Origin of the sequence: Amycolatopsis sp. WQ 127309 (assembly GCF_023023025.1) — a bacterium.
Classification (GTDB): Bacteria; Actinomycetota; Actinomycetes; order Mycobacteriales; family Pseudonocardiaceae; genus Amycolatopsis.
The window spans coordinates 1,236,214-1,254,704 of the sequence record NZ_CP095481.1 but is presented as its reverse complement, the minus strand read 5'-3'; the positions used below and the strand labels follow the sequence as shown (position 1 = coordinate 1,254,704).

At 71.3% G+C, this 18,491-nt stretch carries 19 protein-coding genes; 6 read left to right on the top strand and 13 right to left on the bottom strand.

Annotation, left to right across the window (positions count from 1 at the left end; translation table 11 throughout):
- Window positions 1-22: 22 nt before the first annotated feature.
- Complete coding sequence (locus MUY22_RS05295; RefSeq protein WP_256475555.1) at window positions 23-799, top strand: isoprenyl transferase; 777 nt, start codon at window positions 23-25, stop codon at window positions 797-799.
- A gap of 60 nt (window positions 800-859) precedes the next feature.
- Here MUY22_RS05295 and MUY22_RS05290 read toward each other — a convergent pair whose 3' ends face one another.
- Together MUY22_RS05290 and MUY22_RS05285 are read right to left on the bottom strand one after the other, a co-directional pair.
- Window positions 860-1,111 carry a hypothetical protein gene (locus MUY22_RS05290; RefSeq protein ID WP_247057646.1) on the bottom strand — a complete coding sequence of 84 codons (252 nt, stop codon included), beginning with the start codon at window positions 1,109-1,111 and terminating at the stop codon, window positions 860-862.
- A 66-nt stretch (window positions 1,112-1,177) separates the two neighbouring features.
- Window positions 1,178-1,489: a hypothetical protein gene (locus tag MUY22_RS05285; protein ID WP_247057644.1), complete on the bottom strand. Its 312-nt coding sequence runs from the start codon at window positions 1,487-1,489 to the stop codon at window positions 1,178-1,180.
- Between the two features lie 344 nt (window positions 1,490-1,833).
- Here MUY22_RS05285 and MUY22_RS05280 point away from each other — a divergent pair, with 344 nt between their 5' ends.
- Complete coding sequence (locus tag MUY22_RS05280; protein ID WP_247057643.1) at window positions 1,834-3,126, top strand: PhoH family protein; 1,293 nt, start codon at window positions 1,834-1,836, stop codon at window positions 3,124-3,126.
- Between the two features lie 64 nt (window positions 3,127-3,190).
- On the opposite strand, the gene MUY22_RS05275 is transcribed toward MUY22_RS05280, so the two are convergent.
- On the bottom strand, window positions 3,191-4,630 hold the full coding sequence (locus MUY22_RS05275; RefSeq protein WP_247057641.1) for a GuaB1 family IMP dehydrogenase-related protein: 1,440 nt from the start codon (window positions 4,628-4,630) through the stop codon (window positions 3,191-3,193).
- Window positions 4,631-4,697: 67 nt separating this feature from the next.
- On the opposite strand from MUY22_RS05275, the gene MUY22_RS05270 reads away from it, so the two are divergent.
- Window positions 4,698-5,165, top strand: a complete 468-nt coding sequence (locus MUY22_RS05270; RefSeq protein WP_247057639.1) for a DUF309 domain-containing protein — start codon at window positions 4,698-4,700, stop codon at window positions 5,163-5,165.
- A 101-nt stretch (window positions 5,166-5,266) separates the two neighbouring features.
- Here MUY22_RS05270 and MUY22_RS05265 read toward each other — a convergent pair whose 3' ends face one another.
- Window positions 5,267-5,890, bottom strand: a complete 624-nt coding sequence (locus MUY22_RS05265) for an MBL fold metallo-hydrolase (protein ID WP_247057636.1) — start codon at window positions 5,888-5,890, stop codon at window positions 5,267-5,269.
- Between the two features lie 102 nt (window positions 5,891-5,992).
- Here MUY22_RS05265 and MUY22_RS05260 point away from each other — a divergent pair, with 102 nt between their 5' ends.
- Window positions 5,993-7,207 carry an NADH:flavin oxidoreductase/NADH oxidase family protein gene (locus MUY22_RS05260; RefSeq protein WP_247057635.1) on the top strand — a complete coding sequence of 405 codons (1,215 nt, stop codon included), beginning with the start codon at window positions 5,993-5,995 and terminating at the stop codon, window positions 7,205-7,207.
- 15 nt (window positions 7,208-7,222) lie between these two features.
- Here MUY22_RS05260 and MUY22_RS05255 read toward each other — a convergent pair whose 3' ends face one another.
- The 4 genes from MUY22_RS05255 to MUY22_RS05240 all read right to left on the bottom strand — a co-directional run bounded on the left by MUY22_RS05255 (window position 7,223) and on the right by MUY22_RS05240 (window position 11,910).
- Window positions 7,223-7,897, bottom strand: coding sequence for a Pr6Pr family membrane protein (locus tag MUY22_RS05255; protein WP_247057633.1), 675 nt, complete (start codon window positions 7,895-7,897; stop codon window positions 7,223-7,225).
- Between the two features lie 130 nt (window positions 7,898-8,027).
- On the bottom strand, window positions 8,028-9,152 hold the full coding sequence (locus MUY22_RS05250; protein ID WP_247057631.1) for a S8 family serine peptidase: 1,125 nt from the start codon (window positions 9,150-9,152) through the stop codon (window positions 8,028-8,030).
- A 289-nt stretch (window positions 9,153-9,441) separates the two neighbouring features.
- Complete coding sequence (locus MUY22_RS05245; RefSeq protein ID WP_247057629.1) at window positions 9,442-10,989, bottom strand: ATP-dependent DNA ligase; 1,548 nt, start codon at window positions 10,987-10,989, stop codon at window positions 9,442-9,444.
- Window positions 10,990-11,055: 66 nt separating this feature from the next.
- Complete coding sequence (locus MUY22_RS05240; RefSeq protein ID WP_247057627.1) at window positions 11,056-11,910, bottom strand: helix-turn-helix domain-containing protein; 855 nt, start codon at window positions 11,908-11,910, stop codon at window positions 11,056-11,058.
- A gap of 102 nt (window positions 11,911-12,012) precedes the next feature.
- On the opposite strand from MUY22_RS05240, the gene MUY22_RS05235 reads away from it, so the two are divergent.
- Window positions 12,013-13,038, top strand: coding sequence for an aldo/keto reductase (locus MUY22_RS05235; RefSeq protein ID WP_247057625.1), 1,026 nt, complete (start codon window positions 12,013-12,015; stop codon window positions 13,036-13,038).
- A 4-nt stretch (window positions 13,039-13,042) separates the two neighbouring features.
- Here MUY22_RS05235 and MUY22_RS05230 read toward each other — a convergent pair whose 3' ends face one another.
- Complete coding sequence (locus tag MUY22_RS05230) at window positions 13,043-14,440, bottom strand: class II fumarate hydratase (RefSeq protein WP_247057623.1); 1,398 nt, start codon at window positions 14,438-14,440, stop codon at window positions 13,043-13,045.
- A gap of 553 nt (window positions 14,441-14,993) precedes the next feature.
- Here MUY22_RS05230 and MUY22_RS05225 point away from each other — a divergent pair.
- A complete protein-coding gene (locus MUY22_RS05225; protein WP_247057621.1) occupies window positions 14,994-15,983 on the top strand; it encodes an NAD(P)/FAD-dependent oxidoreductase in 990 nt (329 codons plus the stop codon).
- Window position 15,984: 1 nt separating this feature from the next.
- Here the strand turns inward: MUY22_RS05225 and MUY22_RS05220 are convergent, their stop codons facing one another.
- The 4 genes from MUY22_RS05220 to MUY22_RS05205 all read right to left on the bottom strand — a co-directional run bounded on the left by MUY22_RS05220 (window position 15,985) and on the right by MUY22_RS05205 (window position 18,481).
- Window positions 15,985-16,737 carry a trypsin-like serine protease gene (locus tag MUY22_RS05220; RefSeq protein WP_247057618.1) on the bottom strand — a complete coding sequence of 251 codons (753 nt, stop codon included), beginning with the start codon at window positions 16,735-16,737 and terminating at the stop codon, window positions 15,985-15,987.
- Between the two features lie 9 nt (window positions 16,738-16,746).
- The gene (glpX, locus tag MUY22_RS05215) at window positions 16,747-17,802 is read right to left on the bottom strand and encodes a class II fructose-bisphosphatase (protein WP_247057616.1); all 1,056 of its coding nucleotides are present in this window, start codon (window positions 17,800-17,802) and stop codon (window positions 16,747-16,749) included.
- Window positions 17,803-17,888: 86 nt separating this feature from the next.
- Window positions 17,889-18,116 (bottom strand): exodeoxyribonuclease VII small subunit, encoded by a 228-nt coding sequence (locus tag MUY22_RS05210; RefSeq protein WP_247057614.1) that lies wholly within the window; start codon window positions 18,114-18,116, stop codon window positions 17,889-17,891.
- Window positions 18,113-18,481, bottom strand: a complete 369-nt coding sequence (locus MUY22_RS05205) for a hypothetical protein (RefSeq protein WP_247063663.1) — start codon at window positions 18,479-18,481, stop codon at window positions 18,113-18,115. Before MUY22_RS05205 ends, MUY22_RS05210 begins: the two co-directional genes overlap by 4 nt.
- Between the last annotated feature and the right edge of the window lie 10 nt (window positions 18,482-18,491).

The following is an 18,491-nucleotide window of genomic DNA, read 5'->3' as shown; positions in this document are numbered from 1 at the left end:
CGGGTGCGTACTCTTCCTCGACGTGAGTGTTCGCTCCTTCTTGTCCGACGTCGTGTACAGCGCCTACGGCAGGCGCCTCATCCAGCAAGCCCGCGGCCGGCATCCCCGGCACATCGCCATCATGCTCGACGGCAACCGCCGGTGGGCGCGTGAAGCGGGCTTCGCGGACGTCGCGGACGGCCATCGGGCCGGCGCGAAGAAGATCGCGGACTTCCTGAGCTGGTGCCACGAGGCCGACGTCGAGGTTGTCACCATGTGGCTGCTCTCGACCGACAACCTCAACCGCGACCCGGACGAGCTCACGCCGCTGCTGAAGATCATCACCGACGTCACCGACGAGCTCGCCGCGCCGGGCACGCAGTGGCGGCTCCGGATCGTCGGGGCGCTCGACCTGCTACCCGCCGAAGTCGCCAAGCGACTCAGCGAAGCCGCCGCCCGCACCGAAGGGCGCACCGGCATGGAGGTCAACGTCGCGGTCGGTTACGGCGGGCGCCAGGAAATCGCGGACGCCGTGCGCAAGCTGCTGCTCCACCACGCCGACGAAGGCACCAGCATTCACGAGCTGGCGAAGATCCTCGACGTCGACCACATCTCCGAGCACCTCTACACCTCGGGGCAGCCGGATCCGGATCTCATCATCCGCACTTCCGGAGAACAACGCCTTTCCGGATTCCTGCTCTGGCAGTCCGCGCATTCGGAATTCTGGTTCACCGAAGCTTATTGGCCGGCATTCCGCCGCGTCGACTTCCTGCGGGCGATCCGCGACTACGCCTGGCGGCACCGCCGGTTCGGTTCCTGAGCACCCCTGGCACGGCGAAAGGCCCCGGAGCGGACTCCGGGGCCTTTCGCGCGACCTGACTCAGTGGTGGTGGTGCTCCAGCGAGTGCAGCACCAACGCCGGCGAGGTCAGCACACCGGCGTAGGCACCGGCGACCAGGGACGCGGCGCCGTAGCCGAGCGCGCCGCCGCCCTCGATGAACGTGGCGTACGCGTCGCCGAACGTCGGGTCCGGGGTGTAGCCGTGGTCGCCCCCCGTGGCGGCGAACGCGGTGCTGCCGATCATCATCAGGCCCGCAGCGGTGGCGGCCACGAAACCAGCCTTCTTCAGCACTTCGCACACTCCTAGGTAGAACTGTTGGGGTCCGGGCACCGGGTGAACCGGTGGTGTGTCCCGCAGTCAAAAAATTACTCGCTTATCGGGCTTCTCGTACGTCTTGTACGCCCATTGTGTGAGCCCGCTGCAGGGCCTTTCACCCGGTACGGTTCTCTCTTCGCTACGCAAAATGCATTCCTCAAGCGAACGTGGTAGAACCCCGAAGCCGATCTTGTAAATACGCCGAGTCAGTGAACTGACCAAGATCATCCGGGCGGGTAGGTATCGATCGAGACGGCGGCTACTCAGAGCCACCGTCACCAGGCGTTGATGTCGGACGACCGACAGTGAGGTGACGATCTGGCGAATCACCGGGTTGGCTTCCTGCGCGATCACCGATTCGTAGGTACCTTCCGAGTTGAGGGCACGCGATCCGTGCGGGTCCTCGCGGGAGGCCCTGGTCGTGACGGTGATCGAGGGGGCGGCACAGCCGCCCACGAGACGCACGAGGGGGCCGGCACCCGGCCCTCGTGGCCGCGTCGCCTGACAGCTCGTCAGGCGGAGTGGTCCAGCCAGGGAGGTGCCCGGCCCAGCGAGTGCGGGCGTGAGGTGCACACGCCCTCGAGGGAGATGCCGTCGTGACTGCGCAGCGTTTACCCCGTAAGGCCTCTGGCCGTTCTTCGACCGGTGCCGTTCCTGGCCCGGAGAAAGCCTCGACCTCGCCACAAACCCAGCAGCACATGTACGTGCTCGACACGTCGGTCCTCCTTTCGGACCCGTGGGCGGTGACCCGGTTCGCCGAACACGCAGTCGTGCTTCCGCTGGTCGTCATCAGTGAACTGGAGGCGAAGCGCCACCACCCGGAGCTGGGCTGGTTCGCCAGGGAATCCCTGCGCATGCTCGACGACCTGCGCCGGCAGCACGGCAGGCTCGACGCGCCGCTCCCCATCGGGGACCACGGCGGCACGCTGCAGGTGGAGCTGAACCACTCGGACCCGACGGTGCTCCCGATCGGGTTCCGCACGGACTCCAACGACCACCGGATCCTCGCCTGCGCGCTCAACCTGGCGGCGGAGTTCCCGGCGGTCACGCTGGTGACCAAGGACATCCCGCTGCGGGTCAAGGCCGGGGCCGTCGGCCTCGAAGCGGACGAGTACCGCGCGCAGGACGTCACGCCGTCGGGCTGGACGGGCATGGCGGACGTCGACGTCGAGCACGAGGTGCTGGACACGCTCTTCAGCGGCGGCACCGTCGACCCGGTCGAGTACGGCCTGGACGAGCTCGCCGAGCTGCCCTGCCACACCGGGCTGCGGCTGCTCGCGGGCAGCTCCAGCGGGCTCGGGCGGATCACGGCCGACAAACGCATCCGGCTGGTCCGGGGCGACCGCGAGGCGTTCGGCCTCCACGGCCGCAGCGCCGAGCAGCGCATCGCGCTCGACCTGCTGCTCGACGCCGACGTCGGCATCGTCTCCCTCGGCGGCCGCGCCGGCACCGGCAAGTCGGCGCTCGCGCTGTGCGCCGGGCTCGAAGCCGTGATGGAACGCCGGCAGCACCGCAAGGTCGTGGTGTTCCGGCCGGTCTACGCGGTCGGCGGCCAGGACCTCGGCTACCTGCCCGGGTCCGAGAGCGAGAAGATGCAGCCCTGGGCGCAGGCGGTGTTCGACACCCTCGGCGCGCTGGTCAGCCAGGAAGTCCTGGACGAGGTGTTCGACCGCGGCATGCTCGAGGTGCTGCCGCTGACGCACATCCGCGGCCGCTCGCTGCACGACGCGTTCGTCATCGTCGACGAGGCGCAGTCACTGGAGCGCAACGTCCTGCTGACGGTGCTCTCCCGCCTCGGCACGGCGTCGCGCGTGGTGCTCACCCACGACGTCGCCCAGCGCGACAACCTGCGGGTCGGGCGGCACGACGGCGTCTCGGCGGTGATCGAGAAGCTCAAGGGCCACCCGCTCTTCGCGCACGTCACGCTGACGCGCTCGGAGCGTTCGCCGATCGCCGCCCTGGTCACCGAGATGCTGGAGGACCACGGCTGAGCTTGAAGGTCCGTGAAGGCCTCCTTACCGGCTCTTATGGCCGGTAAGGAGGCCTTCACGGCGTTTACCAGCCCGAGGGGAGCGGGCGGCCCTCCGCGAAGCCGGCCGCCGACTGGACGCCCAGCAGGGCGCGCTCGTGGAACTGCTCCAGGGTGCGCGCGCCCGCGTAGGTGCACGAGGACCGGACGCCGGAGCCGATCGAGTCCAGTAGATCCTCGACGCTCGGGCGCGCCGGGTCGAGGGACATCCGCGACGACGAGATGCCCTCCTCGAACAGCGCCTTGCGCGCGCGGTCGAACGAGCCGTCCGTGCGCGTGCGCGCGCCCACCGCGCGCTTCGACGCCATGCCGAACGACTCCTTGTACGGCCGGCCCTGCTCGTCGAACCGCAGGTCGCCGGGGGATTCGTAGGTGCCGGCGAACCACGAGCCGACCATCGCCGCGGACGCGCCCGCGGCCAGCGCCAGCGCGACGTCGCGCGGGTGGCGGACGCCGCCGTCGGCCCAGACGTGCTTGCCCAGCTCGCGCGCGGCGGCCGCGCACTCGGCGACGGCGGAGAACTGCGGGCGGCCGACGCCGGTCATCATCCGGGTCGTGCACATCGCGCCCGGCCCGACGCCGACCTTGACGACGTCCGCACCGGCCTGGATCAGGTCGCGCGTGCCCTCGGCGGTGACGACGTTCCCGGCGACCACCGGGACCTGCGGCGACACCGACCGGACGGCCTTCAGCGCGGCGATCATCTTCTCCTGGTGGCCGTGCGCGGTGTCGACGACCAGCACGTCGACGCCCGCCTCCAGCACGGCCGCGGCCTTCGCCGCGACGTCGCCGTTGACCCCGACGGCGGCCGCGACGCGCAGCTTGCCGCCGTCGTCGACCGCCGGGGTGTAGATGTCGGCGCGCAGCGCGCCGACCGCGGTCAGCACGCCCGCGAGCTTGCCGTCGGCGTCCAGGCCCAGCGCCAGGTGGGCGCCCTGGGCGTGCAGCAGCTCGAAGACGTGCCGCGGCGGCGTGTCCAGCGGGACGACGGCGGTCGGCGGCTGCGCGACGTCGGCGAGCCGCGCGAAGCGGTCGACGTTCGCGCACGCCGCTTCGGTGACGATGCCGGTCGGGCGGCCTTCGCCGTCCACGACCACGACGGCGCCGTGGGAGCGCTTGTGGACCAGGTTGAGGGCGTCGGCGACGGCGTCACCGCCGGTCAGCACCAGGGGCGTGTCCCAGACGGTGTGGCGGCTCTTCACCCAGCCGACGATGTCGGCGACGGCCGCGCTGTCGACGTCCTGGGGCAGCACCACCAGGCCGCCGCGGCGGGCGACGGTCTCGGCCATCCGGCGGCCGGCGACGGCGGTCATGTTCGCCACGACGATCGGGATGGTGGCGCCGGTGCCGTCCGCGGTGGACAAGTCGACGTCGAAGCGGGACTCCACGTCCGAACGGTTCGGCAACAGGAACACGTCGTCGTAGGTCAGGTCGTGGGCGGGCCGGTGGCCGTCGAGGAAACGCACGAGTCCCCAGGCTACGTGGCTCGGCGGGAGACGGCGAACGCGGCCGGGTGCGTGGGAGGATCGGGGCATGAGCCGCCGCGACCGGGACGCCGAGGGGCGAGCACGCAACGCACGGCCGCGCGACGGCCTCGGCCGCCCGCTGCCGTACGGCGCCGACGGCGTCGAGCGGCAGCCGGAGGGCATCGTCCGGACGCCGGCGCAAACGCTTGCGGAAGCGCAACGGCTGCTCGACGACGGCAAGCCGTTCCACGCACACGAGGTCTTCGAGGACGCCTGGAAGACGTCGGACGGCCCGGACCGCGAGCTGTGGCGCGGCCTCGCCCAACTGGCGGTCGGCCTGACGCACGCGGCACGCGGCAACACGTCCGGAGCGGCATCTCTGCTGGAGCGCGGCGCGGCGAACATCGAGCCGTTCCGGAGCGAGCCGCCGCACGGAATCGACGTCGCGGGGCTGCAGCGGTGGGCGCGGAACCTGGTGGAAGAGGCGAAGCAGCGGGTCCGGGTGGAGCCCGTCCCGCCGCGGCTGACGTGCTGACCGCGCTGGGAGCCGCGCGCTCGGGCTACGAGGACGCCTACCTCGTCGCCCGGAAGCACACTTCCTGAGGCGGCACTTTCACGTGAAAGTGCCGCCGCTTCTCAGGGCTGTTCCCAGCCGCTCGAAGCGGACTTCTCGGCGCCGAGCTTGGTGCCCTCGCCGTGGCCCGTGTGCACCTTGGTGGCGTCCGGGAGGGTGAACAGCTTCTCGCGGATGGACTTCACGATGGTCGGGTAGTCCGAATAGGACCGTCCGGTGGCTCCCGGGCCGCCGTGGAACAGGGTGTCGCCCGTGAACAGGACGCCCAGCTCTTCGGCGTAGAGGCAGACCGCGCCCGGTGCGTGGCCCGGCGTGTGGATGACGCGCAGGTCCGTGCCCGCGATGGTGATCGCTTGGCCGTCGGCGAGCTCGCCGTCCGGTGCGCGGTCCGGGTGCGTGAGGTCCCAGACGACCCGGTCCGCCGGGTGCAGCAGGATCGGCGCGCCGGTGGCCTCGGCGAGCGCCGGGGCGGCGTTGACGTGGTCGTTGTGCGCGTGCGTGCAGACGATCGCGACCAGTTTCCGGTCGCCGACGACGTTCTCGATCGCCTTCGCGTCGTGCGCGGCGTCGATCACGATCACCTCCGCGTCGTCGCCCACGATCCACACGTTGTTGTCGACGTCCCAGCTGCCTCCGTCGAGCTCGAAGACGCCGGAGGTCACCAGGTTCTGCACGATCGCGGTCATGCGGCAGACCCTAGTGGGCCGTCACCGCGTCGACGGCATACCGGCGGTATCTACTTTCAGGTAAGGTTACCGCCGGTAAGTACGCCACGAGGGGAGCACGCGATGACCCACGACCTGCTGGCCGAGCCGCTGAAGCTGCGTTGCGGCGCCGTGCTGCCCAACCGGCTGGTCAAGTCGGCGCTCAGCGAGCAGCTCGGCGACCGGCGCAACGCCCCGACCCGCGAGCTGGCCGAGCTGTACCGGACCTGGGCCCGCGGCGGCGCCGGCGCGCTGATCACCGGCAACGTCATGGTCGACCCGGGCGCGCTGGGCGAGCCGCGCAACGTCGCGCTGAGCCCCGACCCCGACGTCTACCGGCCGTGGGCGCGGTCGGTCGAGGGCACCGGCACGCAGCTCTGGGTGCAGCTGAACCACCCGGGCCGGCAGAGCCCGCGCTACTTGTCGCGTCAGCCGGTCGCGCCGTCCGCGGTGCCCTTCGGTGATCGAGGCGTGCGTACCGCCTTCGCCGCTCCGCGCGCCCTGTCCGGCGAAGAGATCGAAGCGATCATCGAACGCTTCGGCGTCGCGGCCCGCACGTTCGTCGATGCGGGCTTCGCGGGCGTGCAGATCCACGGTGCGCACGGCTACCTCGTCTCCCAGTTCCTCTCGCCGCTGACCAACCGGCGTACCGACGCCTGGGGCGGTGATACCGCCGGTCGGCGGCGGTTCCTGCTCGAGGTCGTACGGCGCGTGCGGGAGGCCGTCGGCGACGACGTCCCGGTGTCGGTCAAGCTCAACAGCGCCGACTTCCAGCGCGGCGGCTTCACCGAGGACGAGTCGCTCGAGGTCGTCCACGCGCTCGGCGAAGCCGGGCTGGACCTGCTGGAAGTCTCCGGCGGCACGTACGAGAAGGCCGTGATGATGGGCTCGGGCCGGGCGAGCACTCAAGCGCGCGAAGCGTACTTCCTGGACTACGCGGCGAAGGCGCGCAACGTCTCCGACGTCGCGCTGATGGTCACCGGCGGTTTCACCACGCCCGGCGGGATGGCCGACGCGCTCGGCTCCGGTGAACTCGACGTCATCGGCCTCGGCCGGCCGCTCGTCGTCGACCCCGGGCTGCCCGCGCGGTTGCTGGCCGGCGAGGAGGTCGAGGCGCAGCGGCGCTGCCCGAAGACCGGCATCCGGCTGGCCGACAGCCTGCTCGAGATCCAGTGGCACACCCGGCAGATGCACCGGATCGCGTCCGGCCGGCCGGTGGACCGGCGGGGTGCGGCGCTGACGCTCGTGCAGGCGGGGTTCACCGACGGGCTCAACGCGTTCCGCCGCGTCCGCGGTTAGCCGGCTGGAGCCGGGTCAGACGACTTCGCGCTGCGGCTCGGCGGTTGCGGCCCGGTGGAGCGCGCGGCGGTGGAACGCCCGGTCGGCCAGGAACAACCCCGCCGCGAGCGCGGTGAAGAGGACCCCGATGACGACGCAGTTGAGCGTCACGCGGCCGTAGCCGAGCGCGTCCGCGTCGACGAACGGGTACGGGTAGAAGCCGGTGAACGCGCCGCGCACCAGCGTGAACGCGAGCCACGCCGCCGGGTAGATCAGCGACCACCACACGGTGGGCCAGGTCAACGCGCCGCGCGGGCCGGCGAAGAGCCAGCCGAGCGTGAACAGGATCGGCGTCACCTTGTGCAGCATGGTGTCGGCGAACAGCGAAAGCCCGTTCAGCTCGTACAGGCCGGAGAGGGCGACCTGGTAGACGACGCCGGTCACGATGATGCCGGCGAGCGCGTCGAGCCAGAACACGCGGAACGGCCCGGTGACGCGGGCGGCGCCCAGCGCGACCAGCAGCGAGGTCACGGCGACCAGCAGGTTCGAGTCGATCGTGAAGAAGCAGAACATGTTCGCGATCCGCGCGCCCGCGGTGCGGTACTGCCCGTCGGTGTCGCCCGCGGTGGCGATCACCTGGCTGACCAGGCCGGTCAGCGCGACCACGGCGATGACCGCGAACGAGACACGCGTGAGCTTCGAACCGTGCATCACCGGAGAATACCGGCTGGTAACCGCTGGTGGCGCCCTTGTGGATCACTCGATCGTGTCGTGCTTGGCTGCCGTCGTTGAACCCGAGCGCGCCCCGGGCGGTGTGTGCGTCCGGAGCGCGCCCGGTGGCTTACTTCAGCGCCTTGACCAGCGCGGGAACGAAGACCGACGCGTCGACCGTGCCCCAGCCGCTGGCGACGTCGAAGCCCTTCGCCGCGGTGAAGCCGGTGACGCCGTCCTGGCTGTTGTCGCCTTCGGTCACGTCGATGATGCCCGCCTTGGTGCCGGCCGGGCCCAGCTTCGTGTACAGCGCCGGGTTGATCTGGCCGAGCTTGCCGCCCTTGGCCTGCACGGCCAGTGCGAGCACGCCGGCGAACAGCGGCGCGGACTGCGACGTGCCGAACACGCCTTCCATGCTGATGTCCGGGAACGAACGCATCTTGCTGCCGGTGATCTTCTTGACGCCGTCCTGCCAGTTCGGCCGCGCGTACGTCTTGGAGAGGCCGGCACCTTCGGAGAAGCCGTTGTCGGCGACGTTCACGACGTCGTCGGGCTTGGTGCGCGCGCCGGTCGTGTCGAGGTGCAGCTGGGTGCCGCCGAGCGTCGTGACGCGCGGGTCGGACGCCGGCCAGCTCGCGACGCGGTACGGGTAGTTGCCCGGGCCGTAGAGGTAGCCGCCGGTCGGGCCGTCGTCACCGGAGGAGGCGACCATCGTGATCCCGGCCTTGCTCGCGCGCTCCAGCGCCGGGTCGAGCGTCTTGATCGAGTCGAACGACGGGAAGTTCTCCTCGGTCGTGCCGAAGCTCATCGAGATGACGTCGGTCAGCTTGTGCTCGGTCAGGTAGTCGACCGCGTGCATCATCTCGGGCAGGCCGGTGAAGCCCTGCGTCTCGGCGACCGGGGTGGCCGCGACGATGATCTTCGCGTTCGGCGCCAAGGCGTGCATCATCGTGACGTCGAGGTCGGTCTCGCCGCCCCAGCCCTGGCAGGTCGCGGTGTCGACGCCGGGGTCGGTGCACGCCGGCACCGGACCGGACGGCTGCAGGATCTCGACGTTCGCCGGCGGCAGGCCGTGGTTCTTCGAGTAGGTGTCGAGCACCTGCTTGACCTGGTCGTCGCCGAACGACACCAGCGTCGTGACCGTGCTGCCCGCGCCGGTGATGCCCTGGTTCCAGAGCTTCGTCGCGTTGTAGGCGGTGCTCTCCTTCGGCAGCGTCGACATCGCGGCTTCCAGCTTCGCGACGCGCTTCTGCACGGTGTCCGCGCCGACGAACGACTGCGCGGCCGCCGAGAAGTTATGCTTCGACGGCTGGTGCCCGGCGTCCGGCGTGCTCGGCACGGGCGTCGCACCGGCGGGTGCGGCGAACGCGGTCACGAGCAGGGTCGTGCTCGCGAGCAAGCCGGCGGCAGCGCGCAGTCTCATGCTTTTCTCCCCTGGCTGAAGGAACTCCGTCAGCCACTCTGGTCAGGAAGGGGAGAAGACAACATCGACTTTCGTCTTTCCTTTTAGGAGGAAAGCGCCACCGACGCGCGAGATGTCGTTATCAAGACTTTCGTTGCCCGCCTCCTTCCGAGCGGTCGCCCTGCAACAGGCCGCGGACCGCGTCGATCGTGTCCGCGTCGCCGGCTTCCTTGTCCGGGCGGTAGCGGACCACCCGGGCGAAGCGCAGCGCGAGGCCTCCCGGGTAGCGCGTGCTGACCTGGGCGCTGTCCAGCTCGATCTCCACCACGACCTCCGGGCGGACGTACACCGTCCAGTCGTCGCGGTGGGTCTCGATCTCCTGGAACGTCGCCGTCTGCCAGGCGAGCAGCTCGTCGGTCATGCCCTTGAACGTCTTGCCCACCATGATCGGCGGGCCGCCGTCCGGGTCGCGGGCGCCCAGGTGCAGGTTCGACAGCTTGCCCGTGCGCCGGCCGTGACCCCACTCCGCCGCGAGCACCACGAGGTCGATCGTGTGCACCGGCTTGACCTTGAGCCACGCCCGTCCGCGCCGCCCGGCCGCGTACGGCGCCGCCAGGTCCTTGACCATCACGCCCTCGTGCCCGGCGTCCATCGCCGCCTCCAGCACCTCGGCGGCCCGCGCGACGCCCACCTCGCCGGGGATCACGTGCGCCCCGGCGACCTTGCGCAGCGCCGCGTTGCGCTCGGACAGCGGCGCGTCCAGCAGGTCGACGCCGTCCAAGTGCAGGCAGTCGAAGAAGTACGGCCGCAGCAACAGCGCCTTCACCTGCTCCTCGCGGGTGCTGCCGAACCGGCTCATCGTGTCCTGGAACGGCCGCGGCCGCCCGGCGTCGGTCAGGGCCAGCGTTTCGCCGTCGAGCACCACCGATTCACACGGCAGCGCCCGCACCAGCTCGACCAGTTCCTGGACGCTGCCGGTGATCTCGCGCAGCGTCCGCGTCCAGACGTGCACCTCGTCACCCTGGCGGTGCACCTGGATCCGCGCACCGTCCATTTTGTACTCGACGATCGCCTCGGCGTGCTCGGTGACGGCCTCTTCCAGCGACTCCGCCGGCGACGCCAGCATCGGCTTGATCGGCGTGCCCAGCGTCAGCCGGAACTCCGCCAGCGCCGCCTGCCCGCCGGTCAGCGCCGCGACGCCGGTGGTCGGCAGCTTGCCGGACAGCATGAACGCCCGCCGGACGTCCACGGCCGGGACGTCGGCCGCCGCCGCGACCGCGTCGACCATCACGCCTTCGAGCGCGCCCTGCCGCAGCTCGCCGGTGACCAGCCGGAACAGGAACTCCTGCTCGCCCTTCGTGAGCCGGACGAACAGCGCGCGCAGCACCTCCTGCCGCCGTGTCGACGAGCCGGTGCCCGCCGCCACGCCCGCAGCCTCGGTCAACGCCGTGTCGACCTCGGCGACCGTGATCGTGGGCTCGTCGGCCGGCGACGTGCCGAGCCCGGCCAGGGTGCGCCAGCCCGCACCCAGCCGGTCCTGCGCCGTCTGCCCGGTCAGGTAGGCGATCACCACGGGCAGCTCCGCGACCTCGGCCGCGCGCAGCAGCGTGGCCAGGAGGGCGATCTTCGCCTTCCTGGACCTCGTCGCCGCCAGGTCGGCGGACGCCCGGACTATCTCGCTGAGCAACACCCGGACATCATGACCCGCACCACCGACAATTTCTCGTCGGCGGGCTGTCTGCCCTGGTCAAGGCCACTACGAACGGAAGTTCACCGGCCGGTCGGCGCTGGGAGCTTCGGTGATCCAGCTGGCCAGCAGGCCGAGCGCGCGGGCGGACTCCGAGCCGGGTTCGGCGTGGTAGATCACCATGCCCTGGTCCGGGTCGTCGGGCAGGCGCAGCGTCTCGTAGCGCAGCCGCAGCTCGCCGACGACCGGGTTCCGCATGAGCTTCCAGCCCTGGGCCTTCTCCTGCACGTGGTGCTCGGCCCACAGCGTGCGGAACCGCGCGCTGGCCAGCGAAAGCTCGCCGATCAGCCGGGCGAACCCCGGGTCGCCGGGGTGCCGGCCGCTCTCGGCGCGCAGGTTCGCGACCAGCTCGCGGCACACCGCGTCGTACTCGGGGTGCAGCTGTTTCGCGCGCTCGTCCAGGAAGAAGAGCTTCGGCATGCTGCGCTCGTCGAGGTTGCCGAAGTCGAACGCGACCGCGCCGCCGAGCGCGTTCCACGCCAGCACGTCCAGGTAGCGGCCGAAGATGAACGCGGGCGCCTGGACGGCGTCCAGCATGAGCTGCAGCTCGGGCCGGACGCGCTGGGGCCTGAGCCGGTCGCGGCGCTTCGGCGCGGCGAGGTTGCGCAGGTAGGACTCCTCGTCCGGCCGCAGCCGCAACGCGCGGGCCAGCGCGTCGAGGATCGCGTCCGAGACGTTCTTCGCGCGGCCCTGCTCCAGCCGCGTGTAGTAGTCGACGCTGATGCCCGCGAGCTGCGCGATCTCCTCGCGGCGCAGCCCGGCCACGCGACGCCGGGTGATCCCCTGCGGCAGGCCGACTTCCTCCGGTTCGAGGGCGGCGCGACGCGCCTTCAGGAAGGCGCCGAGCTCGGCTGCGTCACTCATGTCGACAAGTATCCCCCGGATCCCGGCGGGGCAGCCTGGTATTGCCGGACCCAGGCAGGACGCGGCCTGGCTCGGCCCCGGAACCGCCCGCAGGGTGGCGGCATGAAACGACGAATTCTGGGTGGCACGGGGATCTCGGTCAGCGAGTACGCGTTCGGCGCCATGATGCTCGGCCAGTGGGGCAACCCGGACCACGAAGAGGGCGTCCGGATGCTGCACACCGCGCTCGACGCGGGCGTGAACTTCTGGGACACCGCGGACATGTACTCGGGCGGCGAGAACGAGCAGATCGTCGGGAAGGCGCTCAAGGGCCGCCGCGACGACGTCGTGCTCGCCACCAAGGGTTTCTTCCGGATGGGCGACGACCCGAACCAGGGCGGGCTTTCGCGGCGCTGGCTGACCCGCGCGCTGGAGGACAGCCTGCGGCGCCTCGACACCGACCACGTCGACCTCTACCAGGTCCACCGGCCGGATCCGGCGACCGACATCGAAGAGACGCTCTCGGTGCTCTCGGACTTCGTCCGGTCGGGGAAGGTGCGTGCGGTCGGGTCGTCGGACTTCCCGGCCGAGCAGATCGTGGAAGCCCAGTGGGTGGCGGAAAAGCGCGGCCTGGTGCGGTTCCGCGCCGAGCAGCCGCCGTACTCGATCTTCAACCGGGCGATCGAGGCCGCGGTGCTGCCGACCGCGCAGAAGTACGGCATGGGCGTGCTCACGTGGAGCCCGCTGGCCAGCGGCTGGCTGTCGGGCAAGTACCTGAAGCCGTCCGATGTGGACCTTTCCGAAGGCCGGCGGACGTTGCAGGCGCACAAGTTCGACCCCGCGCTGCCGGAGAACGCCGTCAAGTTCGAGGCCATCGCGCAGCTGAAGAAGATCGCCGACGACCTGGGCCGGCCGCTCACGCACCTGGCCACGGCGTTCGTCCGGGCGCACCCGGGCGTGACGTCGGCGATCATCGGCCCGCGCACGCCGGCCCAGCTCGACGACCTGCTGGCGGGCGCCGAGCTGGAGCTGGACGGCGATGTGCTGGACCGGATCGACGAGATCGTCCCGCCGGGCACCGACCTGAACTCCGCGGAGAAGGACTACACCCCGCCGGCGCTGGCGGACAAGCTCCTGCGCCGGCGGTAGCCGCTCACTTGCCGCCGCGGGCCATGCGGAGCACGTCGAGGGCCTCGTCGAGCTGCGCTTCGGTGAGCTTGCCGTCCTTGACGTGGCCGCGTTCGATGACGACCTCGCGGATCGTCTTCAGCTCCTTCAAGGCCTGCTTCGCGACCGCGGCGGCCTCTTCGTAACCGATGTATTTGTTCAACGGCGTCACGATCGACGGCGAGCCCTCGGCGTACTGCCGGGTGCGTTCGACGTTCGCCGTGACGCCGTCGAACACCTTGTCCGCCAGCAGCCGCGAGACGGCGGCGAGCAGCCGGGCCGACTCGAGGACGTTGCGGGCGATCACCGGCAGGTTGACGTTGAGCTGGAAGTTGCCCGCGGCGCCGGCGAAGGCGACGGCGGCGTCGTTGCCGATCACCTGCGCGACGACCTGCAGCGTCGCCTCCGGGATCACCGGGTTCACCTTGCCCGGCATGATCGACGAGCCCGGCTGCAGGTCCGGCAGCGCCAGCTCGCCCAGGCCGGTGCGCGGACCGGAACCCAGCCAGCGCAGGTCGTTCGCGATCTTGTTGAGCGACACGGCGAGCGTGCGCAGGTGCCCGGACGTCTCGACGACGCTGTCCTGCGTCGCCTGCGCCTCGAAGTGGTCGCGGGCCTCGGTCAGCGGCAGCCCGGTCACTTCGGCGAGCTCCGCGGCGACGGCTCCGCCGAAGCCATCGGGTGCGTTGAGACCCGAGCCGACGGCGGTGCCGCCGATCGGCAGCTCACCGAGGCGCGGCAGGCCGGACTTCAGCCGTTCGATGCCGAAGCGGACCTGCGACGCCCACGCGCCGGCCTCCTGGCCCAGCGTGATCGGCACCGCGTCCATCAGGTGCGTGCGGCCGGACTTCACGACGTCCGTCCACTCCGCGGCGCGCGTCTCGATGGCGCCGGCGAGGTGCTCGAGCGCCGGGATGACGTCCTTGAGTACGGCTTCGGTCGCGGCGACGTGGATGGTCGTCGGGAAGGTGTCGTTGGACGACTGCGACGCGTTGACGTGGTCGTTCGGGTGCACGTCCCGGCCGAGGGTCCTGCTCGCCAGGGTGGCGATGACCTCGTTGGCGTTCATGTTCGACGACGTCCCCGAGCCGGTCTGGAAGACGTCGATCGGGAAGTGCGCGTCGTGGGCGCCGTCGGCGACCTCGTCGGCGGCCTTGGCGATGGCGTCGGCGACGTCGGCGTCGAGCACGCCGAGCTTGAGGTTGACGCGCGCGGCGGCGGCCTTGAGCAGGCCGAGCGCGCGGATCTGGGCACGCTCCAGGCCCCGGCCGGAGATGGGGAAGTTCTCGACGGCCCGCTGCGTCTGCGCGCGGTAGAGCGCGTCGACCGGCACGCGGACCTCGCCCATCGTGTCGTGTTCGATCCGGTATTCCTGGTCAGCCATGACACCGATTCTGGACCTGTTGGCGGGCCGCCGCGTGGTGGCGTCGGCCACCACGCGCCGGAGTGGTCCGCGTGCTGAGCGGCCGCAGGACGCGCGCCGCGATGTCGCGGGTGTGCCCGGCCCCGGCAAGCAGCCCCCACCCTCCCGAGGGGGGCGTCCCCACGTCCAGTTTATCGGCGGGAGGCGACCAAACCGGCGTTCGTGACCCTGGGAAGCCGAGTTGTCCACATTCGAGATGGCCTGTGGATGTCCCGCCCCGCGCGAATGGTCCGTTCGTGCCGAATCGGCTGTCAACCGCCCACTGGCGTCAGCGCGAACGGTTCCGAGCGGGTCAGCAGGCGCTTTTCCGGCCATTTGCGAGTGGTCGGTTCGCGCCGAGTGGGGCGCGAGCGGGCCGTTCGCGCCAAGCGCGTGGGTGCGAGCGGGCCGTTCGCGACGTGGGGCGAGACCCCCCGTGGCCGCCGCGTGGTGGCGTCGGCCACCTCCCGGCCTCCGCGAGGCTAGGATCGGGTGTGTTCTCGATCACCGCCATCCACCACTGGCTGGAGCGAGCATGACTGAAGCTTCTGGGGACTCCTACGACCTCGTGATCATCGGCGCGGGCCCGACCGGCCTCTTCGCCGCCTACTACGCCGGGTTTCGCGGGCTGTCGATGGCCATCGTCGACTCGCTGCCCGAGCCCGGCGGCCAGGTGACCGCGATGTACCCCGAGAAGATGATCTACGACGTCGGCGGGTTCGCCGCGGTCAAGGGGCGCGATCTCGTCGACGGCCTCGTCCAGCAGGCCGCGCCGTGGAAGCCGACCTACCTGCTGGGGCGCAAGGCCGAGAAGCTGGAGACGCTCGAGAACGGCGTCGAACTCACCTTGGACGGCGGCGAGACCATCAAAGCCGGCGCCGTGCTGATCACCGCGGGCATCGGCGAGTTCACCCCGCGGCCGCTGCCCGCCGGCGACGGCTGGCTCGGGCGCGGCATGGTCCACTTCGTCCCGGCGCTGCAGGCGCACGCCGGGCAGCACGTCGTGGTCGTCGGCGGCGGCGACTCGGCGTTCGACTGGGTGCTCGCGCTGCACCCGGTCGCGGCCAGCGTGACGCTCGTGCACCGCCGCGCGAAGTTCCGCGCCGCCGAGTCGATCGTCCGGCAGGCGCGCGAGCTCGGCACCCGGATCATCACCGACGCCGAGGTCACGGCGTTCGTCGAGGACGCGAGCGGCGCGCTCGAAGCCGTCGACGTCTCGGTCAAGGCGACCGGCGAGGAGCGGCTGCCGGCCAACTCCGTCGTCGCCGCGCTCGGGTTCACCGCCGACCTCGGGCCGATCGAGAGCTGGGGCCTGGAGATCGACCACCGCGCCATCGCCGTCGACTCGACGATGGCGACCCCGCGCGAACGCGTCTACGCGGCGGGCGACGTCGCCGCCTACCCGGGCAAGGTCAAGCTGATCGCGACCGGCTTCGGCGAGGCCGCGACGGCCGTCAACAACATCGCCGTCGCGCTCGACCCGGACGCGCACCTGTTCCCGGGCCACTCCAGCAACGCGGAGTAGGTCAGGCCTTCGTCTTCTCCGCGATCCACGGCGCGTAGGCGACCACGGACGTGTAGATCGACGGCGCCGTCGCGCACACCGGGTTGTCGTTGCCCGGGCGGCTCGTGACGCCGGCCAGCAGCCAGTGGTCGCCGTCGCGCACGACTTCCGGGCCGCCGGAGTCGCCGAAGCACGCGCCGGCCTTGCCGCCCGGGTTGTCCGTGCACAGCTCGGCCGTGCCGTCGAACACCGACGTGCACTTCGCGCCCTCGACGATGTGCGTGTCGAGCTGCTGGAGCGCCGTCGGGATCTGGCCGCAGTTGACCTTCGGGCAGGTCTGGCCCCAGCCGAGGATGCGGGTCGCCGTCCCCGGTGACGCCGTCGTCGCGACCGCTATCGGAGCCGCCTTGACCGGCGTCGCGAGCCGCAGCAACGCGATGTCACCCGCCGGGTTCTGCGTGTCGAAGGCCGGGTTGACGATGACCTCGGCGGTCTGCGCGACCTCGCCGCCCTGCCCGGAGTCGTTCGACCCCACCCGCGGCGTCACCGCGGCCGGGGCCTTGTCGAAGACGCAGTGCGCGGCCGTGACCACCCACGTCGGGGCGATCAGCGCGCCGGCGCAGAACAGCTTCCCGGACGTCGAGTGCAGCGACACCGCGAACGGGTACGGCTGGTCGGCGACGCCGCCGCCGACGATGCCGGGTTCGGCCGCGGCGGTGCCCGGGACCAGGACGAACGCGAGGACCGTCAGCAGCGCCAGCAGTCGCCTGGTCACGAATCTCCTTTACGGCAGCGGGGGCACCACGTCGTCGTCGCCGGCGCTCAGGTTGCCGTCGAAGTCGATCGAGGAGTACGCCCGGAGCTTGTCGAGCCGGTGGTAGCCGTCGATCATTCTGACGGTCCCGGACTTGGACCGCATCACGATGGACTGCGTCGTCGCGCCGCCCTCGCGGTAGTTGACGCCGCGCAGCAGGTCGCCGTCGGTGACGCCGGTGGCGCAGAAGAACACGTTGTCGCCGCGCACGAGGTCGTCGTTGAGCAGGACGCGGTCGAGGTCGTGCCCGGCGGCGATGGCCTTCTCGCGCTCGGCGTCGTCCTTCGGCCACAGCCGGCCCTGCAGCTCGCCGCCGAGGCACTTCATCGCGCAGGCCGCGATGATGCCCTCGGGGGTGCCGCCGATGCCGATCAGCATGTCGACGCCGGTGGTCGGGCGGGCCGCGGCGATCGCGCCCGCGACGTCGCCGTCGGAGATGAAGCGGATCCGCGCGCCGGCGTCGCGGATCTCCTTGATGATCTGCTCGTGGCGGGGACGGTCCAGGACGCAGACGGTGACGTCGCCGACGCTGCTCTTCTTCGCCTTGGCGACGCGCCGGATGTTCTCCGCGATCGGCGCGCCGAGCTCCACCTTGCCCGCGGCCTCCGGCCCGACGGCCAGCTTCTCCATGTAGAACACCGCGGACGGGTCGAACATCGCGCCGCGCTCGGCGACCGCGAGCACCGCGAGGGCGTTGGGCATGCCCTTGGCCATCAGCGTGGTGCCGTCGACCGGGTCGACGGCGACGTCGCAGTCCGGGCCGTCGCCGTTGCCGACCTCTTCGCCGTTGAACAGCATGGGCGCTTCGTCCTTCTCGCCCTCGCCGATCACCACGACGCCGCGCATCGACACGGTCGACACCAGCTGGCGCATCGCGTCGACGGCCGCGCCGTCCCCGCCGATCTTGTCGCCGCGGCCGACCCAGCGGCCCGCGGCCATGGCGGCGGCCTCGGTCACCCGGACCAGCTCCATCGCGAGGTTGCGGTCGGGCGCTTCACGACGTTGTGGGGCGCTGGGGCTGGTCATGCGGGCCTCCCGGAATGCGGAGTTCGGCGGACGCCCAGTCTCTCAGATACCGCGGGTCGGTCCAGCCAAGCGCGGCATGGCAAACGTCACTGGCCGTCGCCGGACTCGTCCTCGACGGACGCCAGGGCGGCTTCGATGCGCTCGCGCGCGCCCTCGAGGTGCCGCTCGCAGACCTTCGCGAGCTTCTCGCCCTTCTCCCACAACGCGAGCGACTGCTCGAGCGACAGCCCGCCGGCTTCGAGCTCGCGGACGACCTCGACGAGGCGGTCGCGGGCCTGCTCGTAGCCGAGTTCCTCAGTGGCTGGTTCGCTCACGCTGGACGTTCTCCGACCTTCCGGGATGGGTTGTTGGCGCACACTACCGCGCTCGCCATCGCGTGGTCGTACCCGACGAACGCCAGGGCGAACTCCTGCCCGTCACCCTCCGCGATCGCCTCTTCGAGGTTCTCCTGCGCTCCGGCCACCCGCAGGCGGTGCCCGGCGCCGTCGGCGAACCACCAGCGCGAGCCGACCTGCATCGACGTCGCCTCGGACAGCCGCCGCAGCTGCGGGCCCAGGTCGCGGCGGGCGGCGGTGCCGCAGCCCGCGAGCAGCGCCGTCCAGCACTCGGCGGCCGCCCGGTCGGTGCGTATCGCCTGGTCCAGCAGGGGACGCGCGCCCAGGCGCCGGGCCGCGTCCATGGTCAATGGG

What these genes read in the sequence shown, in the direction of transcription:
- MUY22_RS05280 (WP_247057643.1), top strand. Translation starts at nt 1,834, where the DNA reads ATGTACGTGCTCGACACGTCGGTCCTCCTTTCGGACCCGTGGGCGGTG.
- MUY22_RS05270 (WP_247057639.1), top strand. Translation starts at nt 4,698, where the DNA reads ATGAGCCGCCGCGACCGGGACGCCGAGGGGCGAGCACGCAACGCACGG.
- MUY22_RS05265 (WP_247057636.1), bottom strand. Translation starts at nt 5,890, where the DNA reads ATGACCGCGATCGTGCAGAACCTGGTGACCTCCGGCGTCTTCGAGCTC.
- MUY22_RS05260 (WP_247057635.1), top strand. Translation starts at nt 5,993, where the DNA reads ATGACCCACGACCTGCTGGCCGAGCCGCTGAAGCTGCGTTGCGGCGCC.
- MUY22_RS05255 (WP_247057633.1), bottom strand. Translation starts at nt 7,897, where the DNA reads ATGCACGGTTCGAAGCTCACGCGTGTCTCGTTCGCGGTCATCGCCGTG.
- MUY22_RS05240 (WP_247057627.1), bottom strand. Translation starts at nt 11,910, where the DNA reads ATGAGTGACGCAGCCGAGCTCGGCGCCTTCCTGAAGGCGCGTCGCGCC.
- MUY22_RS05235 (WP_247057625.1), top strand. Translation starts at nt 12,013, where the DNA reads ATGAAACGACGAATTCTGGGTGGCACGGGGATCTCGGTCAGCGAGTAC.
- MUY22_RS05230 (WP_247057623.1), bottom strand. Translation starts at nt 14,440, where the DNA reads ATGGCTGACCAGGAATACCGGATCGAACACGACACGATGGGCGAGGTC.
- MUY22_RS05225 (WP_247057621.1), top strand. Translation starts at nt 14,994, where the DNA reads ATGACTGAAGCTTCTGGGGACTCCTACGACCTCGTGATCATCGGCGCG.
- glpX (WP_247057616.1), bottom strand. Translation starts at nt 17,802, where the DNA reads ATGACCAGCCCCAGCGCCCCACAACGTCGTGAAGCGCCCGACCGCAAC.
- MUY22_RS05205 (WP_247063663.1), bottom strand. Translation starts at nt 18,481, where the DNA reads ATGGACGCGGCCCGGCGCCTGGGCGCGCGTCCCCTGCTGGACCAGGCG.